The sequence below is a fragment of the Halorubrum sp. LN27 genome, assembly GCF_016635065.1.
Classification (GTDB): Archaea; Halobacteriota; Halobacteria; order Halobacteriales; family Haloferacaceae; genus Halorubrum; species Halorubrum salipaludis.
On the sequence record NZ_JAEPET010000001.1, the window covers coordinates 1,978,826 to 1,994,659 of the forward strand.

At 70.7% G+C, this 15,834-nt stretch carries 17 protein-coding genes; 6 read left to right on the forward strand and 11 right to left on the reverse strand.

Annotation, left to right across the window (positions count from 1 at the left end):
• Positions 1-13 precede the first annotated feature (13 nt).
• Entirely contained in the window at positions 14-325 is a 312-nt protein-coding gene (locus tag JIN95_RS09615) for an MTH1187 family thiamine-binding protein (protein WP_200531303.1), read from the forward strand.
• A gap of 43 nt (positions 326-368) precedes the next feature.
• Here the strand turns inward: JIN95_RS09615 and JIN95_RS09620 are convergent, their stop codons facing one another.
• The 5 genes from JIN95_RS09620 to JIN95_RS09640 all read right to left on the reverse strand — a co-directional run bounded on the left by JIN95_RS09620 (position 369) and on the right by JIN95_RS09640 (position 4,626).
• Positions 369-1,061, reverse strand: coding sequence for a hypothetical protein (locus tag JIN95_RS09620; protein WP_200532139.1), 693 nt, complete (start codon positions 1,059-1,061; stop codon positions 369-371).
• A gap of 56 nt (positions 1,062-1,117) precedes the next feature.
• Entirely contained in the window at positions 1,118-2,626 is a 1,509-nt protein-coding gene (locus tag JIN95_RS09625; RefSeq protein ID WP_095637435.1) for an RtcB family protein, read from the reverse strand.
• 75 nt (positions 2,627-2,701) lie between these two features.
• Positions 2,702-3,145, reverse strand: a complete 444-nt coding sequence (locus tag JIN95_RS09630; protein WP_233139183.1) for a hypothetical protein — start codon at positions 3,143-3,145, stop codon at positions 2,702-2,704.
• 228 nt (positions 3,146-3,373) lie between these two features.
• Positions 3,374-3,808 carry an archease gene (locus JIN95_RS09635; RefSeq protein WP_200531305.1) on the reverse strand — a complete coding sequence of 145 codons (435 nt, stop codon included), beginning with the start codon at positions 3,806-3,808 and terminating at the stop codon, positions 3,374-3,376.
• On the reverse strand, positions 3,805-4,626 hold the full coding sequence (locus tag JIN95_RS09640; RefSeq protein WP_095637432.1) for a DUF502 domain-containing protein: 822 nt from the start codon (positions 4,624-4,626) through the stop codon (positions 3,805-3,807). The genes JIN95_RS09635 and JIN95_RS09640 overlap by 4 nt, the downstream gene beginning before the upstream one ends.
• A gap of 133 nt (positions 4,627-4,759) precedes the next feature.
• Here JIN95_RS09640 and JIN95_RS09645 point away from each other — a divergent pair, with 133 nt between their 5' ends.
• The gene (locus JIN95_RS09645) at positions 4,760-5,233 is read left to right on the forward strand and encodes an N-acetyltransferase (RefSeq protein WP_095637431.1); all 474 of its coding nucleotides are present in this window, start codon (positions 4,760-4,762) and stop codon (positions 5,231-5,233) included.
• 85 nt (positions 5,234-5,318) lie between these two features.
• On the forward strand, positions 5,319-6,542 hold the full coding sequence (hmgA, locus tag JIN95_RS09650) for a hydroxymethylglutaryl-CoA reductase (NADPH) (RefSeq protein ID WP_095637430.1): 1,224 nt from the start codon (positions 5,319-5,321) through the stop codon (positions 6,540-6,542).
• 25 nt (positions 6,543-6,567) lie between these two features.
• On the opposite strand, the gene JIN95_RS09655 is transcribed toward hmgA, so the two are convergent.
• From JIN95_RS09655 to JIN95_RS09665, 3 genes are all read right to left on the reverse strand, one after another.
• Complete coding sequence (locus JIN95_RS09655) at positions 6,568-6,891, reverse strand: DUF2250 domain-containing protein (RefSeq protein ID WP_200531306.1); 324 nt, start codon at positions 6,889-6,891, stop codon at positions 6,568-6,570.
• A gap of 109 nt (positions 6,892-7,000) precedes the next feature.
• A complete protein-coding gene (gene cofH / locus JIN95_RS09660) occupies positions 7,001-8,425 on the reverse strand; it encodes a 7,8-didemethyl-8-hydroxy-5-deazariboflavin synthase subunit CofH (RefSeq protein WP_200531307.1) in 1,425 nt (474 codons plus the stop codon).
• 498 nt (positions 8,426-8,923) lie between these two features.
• Positions 8,924-9,880: a DUF6293 family protein gene (locus JIN95_RS09665; protein ID WP_200531308.1), complete on the reverse strand. Its 957-nt coding sequence runs from the start codon at positions 9,878-9,880 to the stop codon at positions 8,924-8,926.
• 188 nt (positions 9,881-10,068) lie between these two features.
• Here JIN95_RS09665 and JIN95_RS09670 point away from each other — a divergent pair, with 188 nt between their 5' ends.
• Positions 10,069-11,376 (forward strand): acetamidase/formamidase family protein, encoded by a 1,308-nt coding sequence (locus JIN95_RS09670; RefSeq protein ID WP_200531309.1) that lies wholly within the window; start codon positions 10,069-10,071, stop codon positions 11,374-11,376.
• 450 nt (positions 11,377-11,826) lie between these two features.
• On the opposite strand, the gene JIN95_RS09675 is transcribed toward JIN95_RS09670, so the two are convergent.
• On the reverse strand, positions 11,827-12,828 hold the full coding sequence (locus JIN95_RS09675) for a M48 family metalloprotease (protein WP_200531310.1): 1,002 nt from the start codon (positions 12,826-12,828) through the stop codon (positions 11,827-11,829).
• A gap of 76 nt (positions 12,829-12,904) precedes the next feature.
• Here JIN95_RS09675 and JIN95_RS09680 point away from each other — a divergent pair, with 76 nt between their 5' ends.
• The gene (locus tag JIN95_RS09680; RefSeq protein ID WP_200531311.1) at positions 12,905-13,984 is read left to right on the forward strand and encodes an aminopeptidase; all 1,080 of its coding nucleotides are present in this window, start codon (positions 12,905-12,907) and stop codon (positions 13,982-13,984) included.
• A 194-nt stretch (positions 13,985-14,178) separates the two neighbouring features.
• Here JIN95_RS09680 and JIN95_RS09685 read toward each other — a convergent pair whose 3' ends face one another.
• A complete protein-coding gene (locus JIN95_RS09685; RefSeq protein WP_200531312.1) occupies positions 14,179-14,574 on the reverse strand; it encodes a hypothetical protein in 396 nt (131 codons plus the stop codon).
• Between the two features lie 111 nt (positions 14,575-14,685).
• On the opposite strand from JIN95_RS09685, the gene JIN95_RS09690 reads away from it, so the two are divergent.
• Positions 14,686-14,970, forward strand: a complete 285-nt coding sequence (locus JIN95_RS09690; RefSeq protein ID WP_095637422.1) for an amphi-Trp domain-containing protein — start codon at positions 14,686-14,688, stop codon at positions 14,968-14,970.
• A 58-nt stretch (positions 14,971-15,028) separates the two neighbouring features.
• Here JIN95_RS09690 and JIN95_RS09695 read toward each other — a convergent pair whose 3' ends face one another.
• On the reverse strand, positions 15,029-15,589 hold the full coding sequence (locus tag JIN95_RS09695) for a response regulator (RefSeq protein WP_095637421.1): 561 nt from the start codon (positions 15,587-15,589) through the stop codon (positions 15,029-15,031).
• Between the last annotated feature and the right edge of the window lie 245 nt (positions 15,590-15,834).

Genomic DNA, 15,834 nt, shown 5'->3' on the forward strand with positions numbered 1-15,834 from the left:
CGGACGGCCAGGTATGACAGCGATCGCACTCCTGAGCGTCGCGCCGGTGATCGAGGAGAGCATGTCGGGCGAGGTCGCGAAGGCCGTCGCCGCGCTCGACGAGTTCGACGTGAGCTACGAGACGAACCCGATGGGGACCGTGATCGAGGCCGACGACGCCCAGACGCTGTTCGCGGCGGCCGCGGCCGCCCACGACGCCGTCGACGGCGACCGCGTCTCCACCGTCCTGAAGATCGACGACAAGCGGACCGAGGAGACGACCGCCGACCGGAAGGTCGAGGCCGTCGAGGAACATCTCGGTCGGGAGGCGAAGCGGGAGCGCTGACGAAGCGAGAGCGGCGGCGTCGACTCCCGGACGGCGTCAGTTCTCAGACGGCGTCGATCCCGACCGATCCGCCCGCCGTCGCATCTCCCGCGGGGTTCTCAACAGTCAGATCGACGGTCGTCGTGCGCACGACGGTCGCCTCGTCGCCGCCGCCGGCGACCTGCGCGCGGAACACCACGTCGAGCGTCGTCGTTTCCGTCTCGCCGCCGGACAGCTCGGCCGCGGAGAGCGCCTCGCTCGTCACCGCGTCGCCTCGGGCGGTCGCGTCGGCGCGCTCGAACCGCGCGGTGAGCCCCCCGTCGACCGCCTCGAAGTCGGGCGGGGCGTCGTCGGTGGGAGATCCGCCGACATCCCCGACGGCCGCGAGGTCGCCGGGCGTCGCCTCGGGGTCGGCCGCCGTGAGCGTCTCGCGGTACACCTCGTCGACGCCGGCGTCGCTTCCCACGGCGAGCGAGAGCGTCACGCGCTCGACGCCCTCGGAGAAGTCGGCCCACGACACCTCGACGGCGGGCGAGAGGTAGACGGACTCGACCCGGCCGTCGTTGCTCGTGACCGTCGGCGCGTCGCCCGCCTCGAAGGCCGCAGGGTCGCCGTCGACCGCGGCCGCCGGCCGACCGGAGGCGGCGATGGCACCGAGGCCGGTGAGGCCGCCGCCGGCGACGGCGGCGACCCCGCCGAGGACCGATCGTCTGGTTGGCTCCCGTCGCGCGTCGCCGTCCCGCGAGTGGCTCGACATCTCGACGCGGAGTGCCCGCGGCATCCGATATAAGCCGCCGGCCGACGGCGCCTCGTTCACCCCTTGATGTTGCAGACGGGGAACGTCCGCGCGACCTTGTCGCCGATTCCCAGCTCGTCGCTGACGCGGATCACCTCGTCGATGTCCTTGTAGACGCCGGGCGCCTCCTCGGCGATGGTAGCGCCGGACTCCGCTTTCACGTAGATCTGCTGGCCGTCCTCGAGGTCGTCCTGCACGTCGCCGCCCCAGAACTCCTGTTTCGCCTGCGTCCGGCTCATCAGGCGGCCGGCGCCGTGCGCCGTGGAGCCGAACGACACCGACATCGACTCGTCGCCGCCCCGGAGCACGTACGAGCCGGCGCCCATGCTACCCGGGATGATCACGGGCTGGCCGACGCCGCGGTACGCTTCGGGCACGTCCTCGTGGCCCGCGGGGAACGCCCGCGTCGCGCCCTTCCGGTGGACGTACAGCTCGCGGTCCGCGCGGTCGACCGCCTCGTCGCCGACCGCGGGGCGGCCGTCGGCGTCGACGCCGACCTCGTGGGTCTCCTTCTTGGCGATGTTGTGCGCCACGTCGTACAGGAGCTCCATCCCGAGGTCCTCGATCGGGTCGGCGTCGAACACCTCGCCGAAGGTCTCGCGGGCCTGGTGGGTGATCAGCTGGCGGTTCACCCACGCGAAGTTGATGCAGGCGCCCATCGCGCCGTAGTACTCCTCGGCCAGCTCCGAGCCGGCGGGCGCCGCCGCGAGCTCCTTGTCGGGGAGGTCCGCGAGCAGGTCGCCGTGCTCCTTCTCGATCCGCCGGAGGTAGTCGTTGCAGGTCTGGTGGCCGAGCCCGCGGCTCCCGCAGTGGATGAGGACGACGATGCCGTCCTCGCGGAGCCCGTACTCCTCGGCGACCGCCTCGCGGAACACGTCCGTGACGCGCTGGACCTCGAGGAAGTGGTTCCCCGAGCCGAGCGACCCCATCTGGTTGCGCCCGCGGTCCATCGCCTTCTGGGAGACGTACTCGGGCCGGGCGTCGGGGCGCCGCCCCTCGTCCTCGCAGCGCGCGAGGTCGCTCTCGATCCCGTACCCCTCCTCGACGGCCCACTCGACGCCGCGCTCTAAGGCGCCCTCGATCGCGTCGGCGTCGCCGCCGATGACGCCGCCCCCGCCGAGCCCGGAGGGGATCGCCTCGAAGAGCGCGTCGACGAGCTCCTCCTCGCGGCCGCGCACGTCGTCGTAGGTGAGGTTCGTCCGGACCATCCGGACGCCGCAGTTGATGTCGTAGCCGACCGCTCCGGGCGAGATACAGCCGGTTCGGGCGTCGATCGCGCCCACCCCGCCGACCGGGAACCCGTACCCCTGGTGGCCGTCGGGCATACAGAGGGCGGGCTCGACCATCCCGGGCAGGTGCGTGGCGTTTTTCAGCTGTCGGAGCGAGTCGTCCTCACCGATCTCCGCCAGCAGGCTCTCGCTGGCGAGCACCCGCGCGGGGACGTTCATGTCGCCCTCGCGGGGGATCTCCCAGACGTGCTCGCGCACCTTCTCCAGCCGGATCCCGTCGAACTCGCGCGTGGTCATACCCGGCGTTCGGTACGGGGGGAGAAGGGCGTTGCGTCAGCGGGCGCGAACGCGAACGGGCCGCATCCGCGACCGCTAGTCGACCGGGTCGATCGGGAGCCACCCGATCTCGCCCTCGACGAGCGTGAACGCGGCGAACACGCGTCCGAGCACGAGCCCGTACAGCAGGTGCGCGACCGCGATGACCGCGCCGAACTCGAAGCTCGCCGTGAGCCCGGGCACGGGTAGCGTCGGCACCGGCAGCGCGGTGGCGCCCTCAAGCGCGAGCGCCGTCGGCAACAGCAGCCCGCCGGTGATCACGCCGAGCAGCGCCGAGTGGACGACGCCGAGCGAGAGGCACCCCCCGACGTCCGCGCGCAGGTCGTCGAAGAACCCGCGGTCGAAGACGGCGACGAACAGCCCCCCGAACGCCGCGCTGTTGAACAGGTGGACCGCCCAGCCGGCGGCGACCGTCTCCGCGCCGATCAGGGCGCCGATCGTCGGCATGAGGTCCAAGGCGCCGTGTAACACGATCCCCATGACCGCGCCGGCGACGACCCCGCCCGCGACGCCCGCACGCCAGCGCCGACCGACCCCCTCGGCGGCCCCCTCAGCCGCCGCGTCCGGTCGGCGTTCCGTCGCCTCTTCCGTCCCCGATTCGGCGTCCGAATCCGCGACGCGCTCACCTGATTGTGACATACGCTAACAATGAACTCTGCAAGGATAACGGTTTTCACGCGGATCGCGGTTTTCCGGCGCCTGAGTACGTCACACGTCGAAAACGACGTACGCGTACCACTCCTCGTCCCGCCGTTCGAGACGCATCTCGGAGTACGTGACCGCCTTGATCTCGCGGGCGGCGACGGCGTCGAGCGGGACGCCGCGGGCCGTCGCCTCGACGGTCCACGTCGCTTCTGCTCCTCCCGATCCGGACTCGTCGGGGGCGACGATCGCGCACTCGTGGTCTGCGGGCAACACGAGCCGTACGTCGCGTTCGTAGATCAGCTGATCGAGGAAGTCGAACAGCAGCGCCTCGCGGCTCTCGGCGCTCACGGCGAGTTCGAATCGGTCTCCGGCGTCGGGAACCGTCTCGCAGCTCGCGGCGGTGAGCCCGTCGGCGACGGCCTCGAACAGCCCTCCGAGTGTCGGCGCGGTCGCCTCGACCGCCACGTCGGCCGTGTGCTCGCGGAGGGCGTAGCTCATCGGTCGTCACCCCGGTCGTCGGGCGCGATCCGCTCGCTGCCTCGCCCGTCCCCGTCGTCGTCCGGACGCTTCGCCGCGTCCGACATCGAGGAGTGATGCGAGCCGATCCGTTTGCCGTGGCCCCTGTCGCGGACCTGTTCCGGCGACACGCCGTCGGCCTCCGCCGCGGCGCGTTCGAGGGCGACGCCGCTCGTCACCAGCGCCCGGATCCCCTCCTCGACGGTCAGATCGACCTCGACGATCCGGCGCTCGGGGACGAACAGGACGTGCCCGCCCATCACCGGGTTCGGGGCCATCGGCATGAACAGCGTCCGCATCTTTCCGCTCTCGGCCGGGGCGGCGATCGTCTCCGGCGTGTCGCTCGTGACGAACGCGAGCGTGTAGCTCCCCTCGGTCGGAAACTCGACGAGGACAACCTCGCGGAAGTTCCCGCCGTCCGACTCCAGCATGGCGTCGCTCATCTGTCGGAACCCCTCGTACACGGATCCGACGCCCGGGATCTGCTCTATCGCGTAGTCCGCGTAGTCGACCGCGCGCTGACCGTACCGCGTCGACTCGACGACGATCCCGATGAGGAGGATCGACCCGACGAACACGACCGGCGTGGCGACCTCGATGGCGATCTCGCGGCCGACCGGGAGCGTTCCCGGCGGCAACACCGGCACGATCGCCGACGAGAACGCGTCCAAGTAGTCGTAGATCGCGTTGAACACCACCCCGAGCACCGCGAGGGTGATGACGGAGGGGACGATGACGGCGACGCCGGTCAGAAGCGCTCGTCTGAGGCGTCCGCGGTCCGGTGGCGACTCGCCGGCCATTACCGGAGCCACGACCGAGCCCACCAAAACGCTTCCGTCGTCGGGCGCGGCCGGGGTGCCGTCGAAACGCCTCGACCGCAACCCTCCCCGCTGGCGGTGGAGTTATATTGCGTTGGCGTGTTAGTCTCCTGCAGTGAGCGTCAACGTGGAAAAGCGGACGGAACCGCCCGGCGAGGCCGACCACGCCACGGAGGCGTGGGAGCTCAAAGAGCGGATCCGATCCGAGGAGGGCGTCCTCCGACAGCGACGGGGGTTCTTCGTCGACGCCTACCGCCGCTCCACGACGCATCTGCTCGTCGAGAACGACGAGATCGTCGCGTTCGCCTCCGTGCGACGCGACGGCTACGTCCTCTTTCTGGCCGTCCACCCCGAACACCGGGGACGCGGCCACGCCGAGCGCCTCATCGCCGACGTGGCCGCGGAGCACCGGTCGGTGACCTGCCACGCCCGCACGACCAACACCGGGGCGCTCGGCTTCTACGAGCACCTCGGCTTCGAGGTCGTCCGCCGGATCGACGACTACTACGAGGACGGCGGCGACGCCTACTACCTCAAGCTCGGCGGCGAGTCGCTCCGCGAGCGGCTCTCGGGGTTCGTCGGGCGGTAGGTCGGCGGCGGACGGTCCTGCCCCGCGCCCCTCCAGCGCCGCCGGAACCGATAGCCATTAGCACGCGCCGCGAGGAGACGCGGGCATGGCCGACGCCACTCCCGCGTCGCTCGCGGCGCGCGTCCGCGACGGCGAGATCCGCTTCCACGAGCTCGAAGAGCACGCCGACGCCGACACCGCCGCGGCGGCCCGCCGTCGCCTCGTCGCCGAGACCGCCGACGCCGACGTCGACGCCCTCGGCGAGTACGCCTTCGACGCGGCCGACGCCCACGGGTCGAACATCGAGAACATGGTCGGCGCCGTGCAGGTGCCGATGGGCGTCGCCGGGCCCGTCGCGGTCGACGGCGGCGCGCTCTCGGGCGAGCGGTACCTCCCGATGGCGACCACCGAGGGCGCCCTCGTCGCCTCCATCAACCGCGGCTGCTCGGTCGTCAACGACGCCGGCGGGGCGACCGCGCGGGTGACGAAGAGCGGGATGACCCGCGCGCCCGTCTTCCGCGTCGCCGACGTGGCCGAGGCGGAGGCGCTCGTCTCGTGGGTCCGCGACAACGAGGAGACGCTGCGGGAGGCCGCCGAGTCGACGACGAGCCACGGCGAACTCCTCGAGGTGACGCCGTACGTCGTCGGCAACAACGTCTACCTCCGGTTCCGCTACGACACGAAGGACGCGATGGGGATGAACATGGTCACCATCGCGACCCGCGAGGCCTGCGACGCCATCGAGGACGCGACCGACGCCTCGCTCGTCGCGCTCTCCGGAAACCTCTGTTCGGACAAGAAGCCGGCCGCGATCAACGCGGTCGAGGGGCGCGGGCGCTCCGTGAGCGCCGACGTGGAGATCCCCCGCGAGGTCGTCGAAGAACGGCTTCACACGACGCCGGAGGCGATCGCCGAGATCAACACCCGGAAGAACCTCGTCGGCTCCGCGAAGGCGGGCGGGCTCGGCTTCAACGCCCACGTCGCCAACGCGGTCGCCGCGATGTTCCTCGCAACCGGGCAGGACGAGGCGCAGGTCGTCGAGGGGGCGAACGCGATCACGACCGCAGAGGCGACGCCCGACGGAGACCTGTACTGCTCCGTGTCGCTCGCGAGCCTCGAAGTCGGCACCGTCGGCGGCGGGACGAAGCTCCCGACGCAGGCCGCCGGGCTGGACATCCTCGGCGTCCGCGGCGGCGGCGACCCCGCCGGGAGCAACGGCGACGCGCTCGCGGAGGCGATCGCGGTGGGCGCGCTTGCGGGCGAGCTGTCGCTTCTGGCGGCGCTCGGCTCCAGACACCTCTCCTCGGCGCACGCGGATCTGGGCCGGTAGGACCCGAAAAGCCGATCGACCCCCGTCAGTCGGACCAGGCGGCGCAGTCCTCGCGGAGCGCGTCGCGCCCGGCGTCGGTGACCCGGAACACCTCTTCGTCCGTCACTCGCTCGACGAGCCCCGCCGCGGCGAGCGCCTCCAGCCGCGACTCGACGTGGTCGACGTACAGCCCCGTGTTGCTCGCGACGAACGCCGGGTAGTCGGTCCCGACGTCGTCGAGGTACGCCAGCACCCGCTCGTCGGTGCGGGTGAGCGACACTCTCGGGCGGTCCGGATCTCCGTCGCCGTCGCCCTCCTCGGGCGGCGGGCCCTTCTCCGAGCCGGCGGTCGGTGCGTCTGACGCGGGCATCCTGCGTGTGTTAACGCATACCAATATTAAGAGTATTACGGCGCTTCTCGCTCGTTGGGAGCGGTCGCCCCTCGGAGGACGCCTCGGCGGGCTCGCCCGCTCGGTCGGCTCAGTCGTCGGCGCTCGCCGACTCGCCGTCGGGGTCCGCGCCGGACGACGAGTCCGGGAGCATCGGCGTGCCGTCGGCGCGGGGGCCGAGCCGGGGGCCGTGGGGGCCGTCGTCGGGGTCGATCCGGCGCCGGGTGCGGTAGTCGGTCGAGCGCTCGACCGGGGTGCGACCGATCGCCGTGATCATGTCGACGTAGTCGTCGAACGAGCGGAACTCGCCGTAGTCGCCGCCGGCGCGCTTTGTGATCTCCTCCGAGAGGATGGTGCCCATGAAGTCGTCGGCGCCGCAGTTGAGCAGCTTCAGGCCGTGCGCGTCGCCCGACTTCACCCACGAGGCCTGCACGTGATCGACGTTGTCCAAGAAGAGGCGCGCGACCGCCACCACGAGCTCGTCTTCGTCGCGCGAGGGCCCGGAGTCGACGACGCCGTGGCGGTAGAGGGGCGTGTTCTGGTGGATGAACGAAAGGGGAACGAACTCCGTGATTCCGCCGGTGCGGTCCTGCAAGTCGCGGATCACGCCGAGGTGCTCCGCCCGGTGGGCGACCGTCTCGACGTGGCCGTACATCATCGTGGAGGTGGTGTCGAGGCCGGCTGCCATCGCGCCCTCCATCGCCGCGACCCAGTCGTCGGTGCGGATCTTCCCGGGGCAGATCACGTCGCGGACCTCGTCGACGAGGATCTCCGCGGCGGTGCCGGGCGCGGAGTCGAGGCCGGCCGCGGCGAGCTCGCGGTAGACGGTCTCGTAGTCCCAGTCGGTGCCGCGGGCGGCGTGGTACGCCTCCTCGGGCGTCATCGAGTGGACGTGGATCCCGCCGACCGACATCGCCTCGATCTGGTCGACGTAGGTGCCCGGGTCCGTGGCGTACGCCGACGGCGGCTTGTAGTTCACTTCGCTCTCCGGATCGTCGTAGGACCGAAGGATCTCGTGATGCTCCTCGTTCAGCGCCAAGGCCGGGTGGAGCCCCGAGACGGAACACACCTCGTAGACGCCCATGTCGAGGGCGTCCTCGACGATCTCGCGGGACTCGGCGGGCGTCTTCGTGAACCCCGCGTGGTCGGCGTCGCTGTCGGCCTCGAAGGCGTGCGCGGAGTCCTTGAAGTTACAGAACAGACAGCCCGTGTTGCAGGCGGTCGTGACGTTGTTGTTGAGGTTGGCGACGAAGGTCACCTCGTCGCCGACCTCCTCGCGGCGTCGCCGGTCGGCGAGCTCGAGGACCGCCTCCTTGCGGACCGGGTCGATCCCCTCGGTGTCCGTGCCGGTGGCGAGCAGTTCGGTCGCGTCGTCGACCGAGAGACGGGTTCCGTCGCGGGCCTTCGCCAGCGCGTTCTCGAACGACTGGTCGGTCGACGGCTCGGCGAAGCCGAAGTCGTCGTCGAGGTCGGCGGCGTCGCGGTCTGTCGCGTCGGGATCCCGCGCCGGAGTCATCGGGTACGTCTCTCCATCCCACGGATAAAAACGGGACGGTCGTGGCACTCGGAGATCGGTCGCGGTGGCGCGTGCCTGCGAGCGGCCGGTAGGCCGCGAGCAGCACGCGCGAGGGAGTCGGCTGGCGCTTATAAGCGCCGGCCGACGAGGCTGGGGAGGCGTGAGGTGCGGTTGCCGTGCGGTCGGGCGGGACTCAAAGGGGCAGGGGCGAGGACGAAGCACGGCGATGCAAGCACTGGAAGGAGCGAGCGAAGCGAGCGACTGAAGCGCGTGGTTCGAGAGAGCTTTGCTCTCTCGTCATCGCCAGAAATCACCGATTTCTGGCTAGCAGTCAGAACGCAAAGCGTTCTGACGACATCACGAAAGGCGCTTCGCGCCTTTCGAACGACAGCAAGCCGCGCGAGTCCTCGCGCCTGGGGCTTTGGAGGCCTTCGCCGTCGATCCGCCGCCAGCAACCGCTTATAAAAAACCGACGGAGGCCCCCAGATCCAACACGTCCTACGCCAAGTCCCGGTCCTCGTCGGCGTGCGCTCGGACCCACAGCTGGCCGATCCGCGAGAGGGTGGTCCGGTAGGACTTCCCGCGCTCCTCGCGTTCGATGTACCCCTTGCCGCCGGGGCCGAGGCGGTCGACGTTGTAGATCACCTTCGAGCGGAACGAGTCGGTGTACTCCTCGTTGAGGTCGTCGGCGAGCGTCTCGGCCAGCTCGGAGACGGACTCGAACTCGCCGTGCTCGCCGAGGGTGAACAAGACGAGCTCCTCGAACGGCTTGACGTTCTGGAAGGAGGCGACCGGGAGCTCGATCACGTGGCTGTCGCCGATGCGCTTCGCGCCGATGGTGGTGCCGCGCTCGTCGAACTCGCCGAGGAGGTCGGTGGTGCTCGCGAGCCGGTCGGCGACGCGGTCGGGGTCGACGCCCGCGTCCGCGAGCGCCTCCGGGTCGAGGTCGGCGGCGTCGAGGTCGCCCAGGAGGTCGCGGGTCGCGCGCAGCTCCTCGGCGAGCTCGGTCTCTAAGTACTTCTCCGGGGCGGTGTAGTAGGTGTGGATGCGGTCGCGGTCGTCCTGCCGCTCGACCATGATCGAGTGGGCCGCGGTCGCGAACGCGAAGGAGACGGGGCGGGGCATCGAACAGAGGTTCACCCAGACCTCGCGCTCGTCGCCCTCGTCGACGCCTTCCTCTCTGTCCAGCTCCGCGTTGATGAGGTCGTAGGCGCGCTCGAAGGCGGCGTCGTAGTCGTACACGTCCGTCAGCTTCTCGCGGACCGTCTCCGCGCCGAGCAGGTTCCGGAAGTCCTGTTCGAGCTTCCGGGCGATGTTGCGCGAGTACTCGACGTTGGCCTCGCTGCCGACCGTGCCTTCGAGGAGGATCACCCGGTCGACGTCGAACTGGTCCCGGATGAGAGGGGCGATCATCCGGTCGTAGTCGAACCCGACGGGTACGACGTGCGTCTGCATACCCGATCGACCGTGTTCGCGGTATAAAAACCAGCAGACTCCCCGAGGCGGTCCGCGATCCCGAGGCCGGCTCACCTCGCTTCGCAATCTCCGGCCCATTGCCACCCGGCTTGCCACCTCCCCGATCTCCCCGACTCCCGTGCCGGGAGCACCACGATTATGCTGTGCCATACCGTACCAAAATGTGTATGTCACAGCAAGAGGTACACGACGAGCTCTACGTCGACCAGTACACGCTCGGGCTGGTCGGGCCCGACCAGGAGTGGGCGGGCACGGTCGCGGACGGCGGGACGGTGGAGACGTACACGCCGCCGGGCTGTTGGGGGCCGATGGTCACGCCCTCGTTCCGCGGCGGCCACGAGGTGACGCGCCCGATCCGCGTCGAGGGCGCGGAGGTCGGCGACGCGATCGCGATCCACATCCGCGACGTGACCGTGACGAGCATGGCGACGAGCACGGGCTCGATGGCGGAGCGCGAGGGCGCGTTCGGCGACGACCCCTTCGTGGACCACCGCTGTCCCGAGTGCGGGACGACGTGGCCCGACTCCGTCGTCGAGGGCACCGGCGAGGACGCGATCCGGTGTGCCGAGTGCGGCGCCAACGCCTCCTCGTTCGGCTTCGAGTACGGCTACACCGTCGCGTTCGACCACGAGAACGCGGTCGGGATCACCCTCGACAAGGAGGGCGCCCACGCGCTCGCGCTCGACGCCGACGAGGTGATGGACATCCCGGAGAACGCCCGGCAGCACCCGATCCTGCTGTACGAGCCGGACGGGATGCCCGGCACGCTCGGCCGCCTCCGGCCCTTCATCGGGAACATCGGGACGACGCCGCCGGTGACGATGCCCGACTCGCACAACGCGGGCGACTTCGGCCAGAGCCTCATCGGCGCCGACCACGACTACGGCGTCGAGACGGAGGCCGACCTGGAGAAGCGCACCGACGGCCACATGGACATCCCGGAGGTCCGCGCGGGCGCCACCCTGATCTGTCCCGTCGCCGTCGACGGCGGCGGGGTGTACGTCGGCGACCTCCACGCGAACCAGGGCGACGGCGAGCTCTCGCTCCACACCACCGACGTGAGCGGCACCGTCACCATGGACGTGGAGGTGATCGAGGGGCTCAACCTGGATGGCCCGATCCTGCTCCCGAACGAGGAGGACCTCCCCTTTATCAGCCAGCCCTACTCGGACGCCGAGCGCGAGGCCGGCCGCGACCTCGGCGCGGAGCACGGCGTCGACGTCGAAGACGAGATGGCCCCGATCCAGGTCGTCGGCTCCGGCGCCACCGTCAACGACGCCACGCAGAACGCCTTCGACCGCGCCGGGACCCTGCTGGACATGAGCGAGGGCGAGATCCGTGCCCGCTGCACCTTCACCGGCGGGGTCCAGATCGGCCGGCTCCCGGGCGTGGTGCAGTTGGACATGCTCGTGCCGCTGGACCTGCTCGACGACCGCGGACTCGGCGACGCGGCGCGGGCGCAGTACGAGCTGTAAGGGACCTCGTACCGGGCCTCCAGTTTTGAAGTCGATCCAGATGGGAGCGCCACCGAAGCCCTAGCCGCTCGGCGATACGTCGTTGACTGCGGATCGGCGGTGAACACCACCGAAGCCCTAGCCGCTCGGCGATACGTCGTTGACTGCGGATCGGCGGTGAACACCACCGAAGCCCCAGCCGTGAGGCGGGCGCACGCTCGCTGCGGTCCTCGCTCGGTCGCTGTCGCTCCCTCGCTGTGGTCCTTACGTCGCCTGCGCCCGCCTCACGACTGCCCCTTCGAGTCCCACCCGACCGCGCAGCACCCGCACCTCACGCCTCCCCAGCCTCGTCAGTCGCCGTCGCTTCGCTCCGGCGACTGACTCCCTCGCGCGTGCTGCTCGGCCGCAGGGCGGCCTCGCAGGCACGCGCCACCGCACGACATTCAGATCGATGGGTCGACCCCCTCGCTCTCACCGGGGCGACCGCCCGCGTCCGGTGGTTCGCCCTGACGGCCCAGCGGGGATCCGTCGCGTCGGCCCCTGCGATTCGGCCCGGCGCCGCAGGCGCTCGACGCGCTCGTCGGTCGACGGGTGGGTCGACAGCCAGCGCTCGGCCGAGTCCTCGGTCCGCCCGTGCGTGGAGCGGGGCGCGAACGGCCACGTCGGATCGGTCGCGCGCTCGATCCGCCGGAGGGCCCGCGCGAGCGCGATCGGGTCGCCGGTCACCTCGGCGGCGCGGTCGTCGGCCGCGAACTCCTGCCTGCGCGAGCGGGAGCGCGTGAGGAGCGTCGTGAGCACGAACCCGGCGAACAGCGCCTCCGCCAGCGCGCGGTGGAGCCGCGCGAAGGGGCCCGACCGGTCGCCCGGTCGCCCGCGGATCCACGCCGAGGCGGTCGCGAGTCCGGACAGCGCCAGCAGCGCCGGCAGCGCGAGCACCGTGGCGATCCCCACGACGGTCCGCCCGACCCCGTCGGCCATCGCGACCGCGAACCCGTCGTTGCCCTCCAGGTGCGCCAGCTCGTGGGCGACGATCGCCTCCAGCTCGCGGGCCGTGAGCAGCCGGAACAGCGATCGGTCGACCACCAGGCCGCCGGCGTTCCCGCCCCCGGACCGCCCCGAGCCGCCGACCGCGAACGCGTTCGGGGTCCGGGCGTCGGTGACGTACAGCGTCGGCCGATTGAGGTCCATCCGCGCCGCGAGCGCGTCGACCCGCCGGTGGAGGTCGGGCGCGCGCTCCCTGGGCACGCGGTCTCCCTCGAGGCTCGCGAGGACCTGCGCGGTCCCGATCCGGTAGCTGAGGTACGCCGAGCCGACCGCGACGGCGGCGACCAGCGCGAGGAGGACCGGGAGGTCGGGGCGGACGGCCCAGAGGAACCGCAGCGCGTCGGCGACGAACAGCGCCGCGGTCAGGTAGGCCGCGAGCAGCGCGACGCCGACGAGGGCCGCGGCCGCGCGGAACGCGAGCCGGGACATGGGCGCGAGTAGGGGTGCCGACGGCAAACGCGTTGCGAAGGAAAAGCCGTAATTCCCCGGCCGCGAAACGCCGTGTATGGACGCACGCGTTCGCGAACACGCCGAGATCATCGCCGACCACTCGACCGATATGCAGTCGGGCGACGACGTGGTCATCCAGCTGCCGAAGGAGGCCGAGGACCTCGCGGTCGCCCTCCACGAGGTGTGCGGGGACCGCGGCGCCAACCCCGTCTACCTCAACTACTCGAAGCGCGCCCAGCGCGCCTTCAAGCGCTCCGCCGACGACTTTTCCGAGCCGAGCCACCGGCGCGCCCTCTACGAGGAAGCCGACGTGTTCATCATCGCCCGCGGCGGCGCGAACGCCACCGAGGACGCGGACATCGATCCGGAGACCAACGCCGCCTACAACCGCGCGATGGAGGAGGTCAAGCGGACGCGGCTCTCGAAGACGTGGTGTCTCACGCAGTACCCGACCGCGAGCCACGCCCAGCTCGCCGGGATGAGCACCGAGGCGTACGAGAACTTCGTCTGGGACGCGGTCTCGCTCGACTGGGACGAACAGCGCGAGTTCCAGGCCGAGATGGTCGAGATCCTCGATGACGCCGACGAGGTCCGGATCAAGTCCGGCGACGAGACCGACCTCACGCTCGACGTGTCCGGGAACTCCACGCTCAACGACTACGGCGAGGCGAACCTCCCCGGCGGCGAGGTGTTCACCGCGCCCGCCCGCGACGGCGTCGACGGCGAGGTCCACTTCGATCTCCCGCTGTACCGCTACGGCCGCGAGATCGACGGGGTCCGCCTGCGCTTCGAGGACGGCGAGGTCGTCTCGCACTCGGCCGAGCGCAACGAGGACCTGCTCTCCGGCATCCTCGACACCGACGAGGGCTCCCGCCGGCTCGGCGAGCTCGGCATCGGGATGAACCGCCAGATCGACCGGTTCACCTACAACATGCTGTTCGACGAGAAGATGGGCGACACGGTCCACATGGCGGTCGGCTCCGCGTACCCGGAGACGGTGGGCGAGGGCAACGAGGTCAACGAGTCCGCGGAGCACGTCGACATGATCGTCGACATGAGCGAGGACTCCGTCATCGAGGTCGACGGCGAGGTCGTCCAGCGGAACGGGACGTTCGTGTTCGAGGACGGGTTCTGAGGGCGGTCGTCGTTCGGGCCGACCGGTCGTTGTTCGGGTCGTTCAGTCGTCCTCGGACGCGCGGTTTTTTGGTGCAGATTTTTGCCGGCCGAGCGGAGCGAGGCCGGGAAAAAGGTGCAACTGGGACGTTCGTGTTCGAGGACGGGTTCTGAGGGCGGTCGTCGTTCGGGCCGACCGGTCGTTGTTCGGGTCGTTCAGTCGTCCTCGGACGCGTCGCGCCTCGCGCTCCGGCGGGCGAACGCGGCGTACGCGCCGACGAGCACCGCGAACAGCCCGACGGTCCCCGCGGCGGCGACGCCCGGGAGGCCGGCGGGCGGCGCGATCTCGCCGTCGGGGGCGGCCGCGAAGTCGACGACGCCGGCCCCGACCGAGAGGGCGAGGACGGCGAGCCACATCGTGCCGACGGCGTAGCCCAGCTCGACGAGGCGATCGGTCCGCGCGGCGTGTGCGGCGACCGCACCGCCGCCGAGGACCGGGACCGCGGCGAGCGGGCTCGTGGGGTCGGCGAGCAGCACGGATCCGCCGACCGCGATCGCCGTCCAGTACACGACGACGGCGAACGCGGTCCGGAGCCAGTCGGGGACAGGCACGGTTTCGCCTTCGGCGGGACCCTACAAAACGGTCGGGGGCGGTGTCGGTCGGGGGCGGTGTCGGTCGAGACCCGCGTCGTGTTTATGTCGCGACGGCGCCTACTCCCACGCATGCCCGAGGAAGTCCTCTTCGAGTCGGAGAGCCGTCGGACCCGCGCCGAGATCGCCGCGTACCTCCGGACCGTCGCGGACTCGCTGGAGTCCGGCAACGCGATCACGCTGAAGCAGGGTCAGGAGTCGCTGACGATGGACCCGCCGGCGCGACCGGCGTTCGAGGTGAAAGCCGAGCGCGAGGGACCGGCCGACGGGCCGGGCGAGCTCAGCGTCGAGTTCGAGCTGGAGTGGGACGAGGAGAGCGAGGGGGGCGACGAGAGCGGCGAGCTGGAGATCGAGTAGAAAACCGGAATCAGGGTGTTTCCGGGGCGGGGACTACGGGACGTTGCCGGAACAGCGACTACGGGACGTTGCCGGGGACCTCGACGAACGCGTCGCGGGCGGAGAGGTGATCGAGGGTGTCGTCGACGCGGTCTCGGACCGCCTCCATCTGGTCGAGAAGGTCCTCGTACTCGTCGGTTCCCGTCTCGCCGGCGGCCTCCAGCGCGGCCTTCTTCGACGCCAGCGCGAAGAACTCCTGGCTGTGCTCGTCGAACTCCGCGCGGTGGAGCAGCACCTCCACGAGCGAGAGCAGGTCCTCCTTCGTGACGGGCTTCGTCTTGTAGTCGTCGAACGGCATCTCGACGATGTCCACGTCGGGCTCGACTGCGGTCAGCATCGCGATCCGCGCGTCGTACCCATCCCCGCGGATCGCCTCTAACACCTCGTGACCCGACATGTCGGGCATCCGCCGGTCCAAGAGGACCACGTCGACCGAGTCGTCCATCATCGAGAGGGCCTCCTCGCCGCCGGTGGCGATCCGCACCTCGTAGGCCGCGTCGAGGTACACGCGGTACAGCTCGGCGAGGTCGGGCTCGTCGTCCACCGCGAGGACCGTGGGTCTCGTCTCGCCGCCGCTCATGATCGGAGGACGGCGGTCTGCTGGTCGTCCGCCGAGGGCTCCGAGCCGGCGCGGCCGACCGCTGTTCGTGCGCTCATGACGCGAGCTACTCGAGTGACCGGTTAAAACGTTGACCCATAGATATCAGGAGCGATATTTTGACGCTCAGCCGGCGAGCCGTTCGCATTCGGCCGCCGAGATCGGTTCCGATCGCCCGGTGAGAACCGGGGTTCCGATAGGACCGGGAGACCGCCGTGACCCAAAGG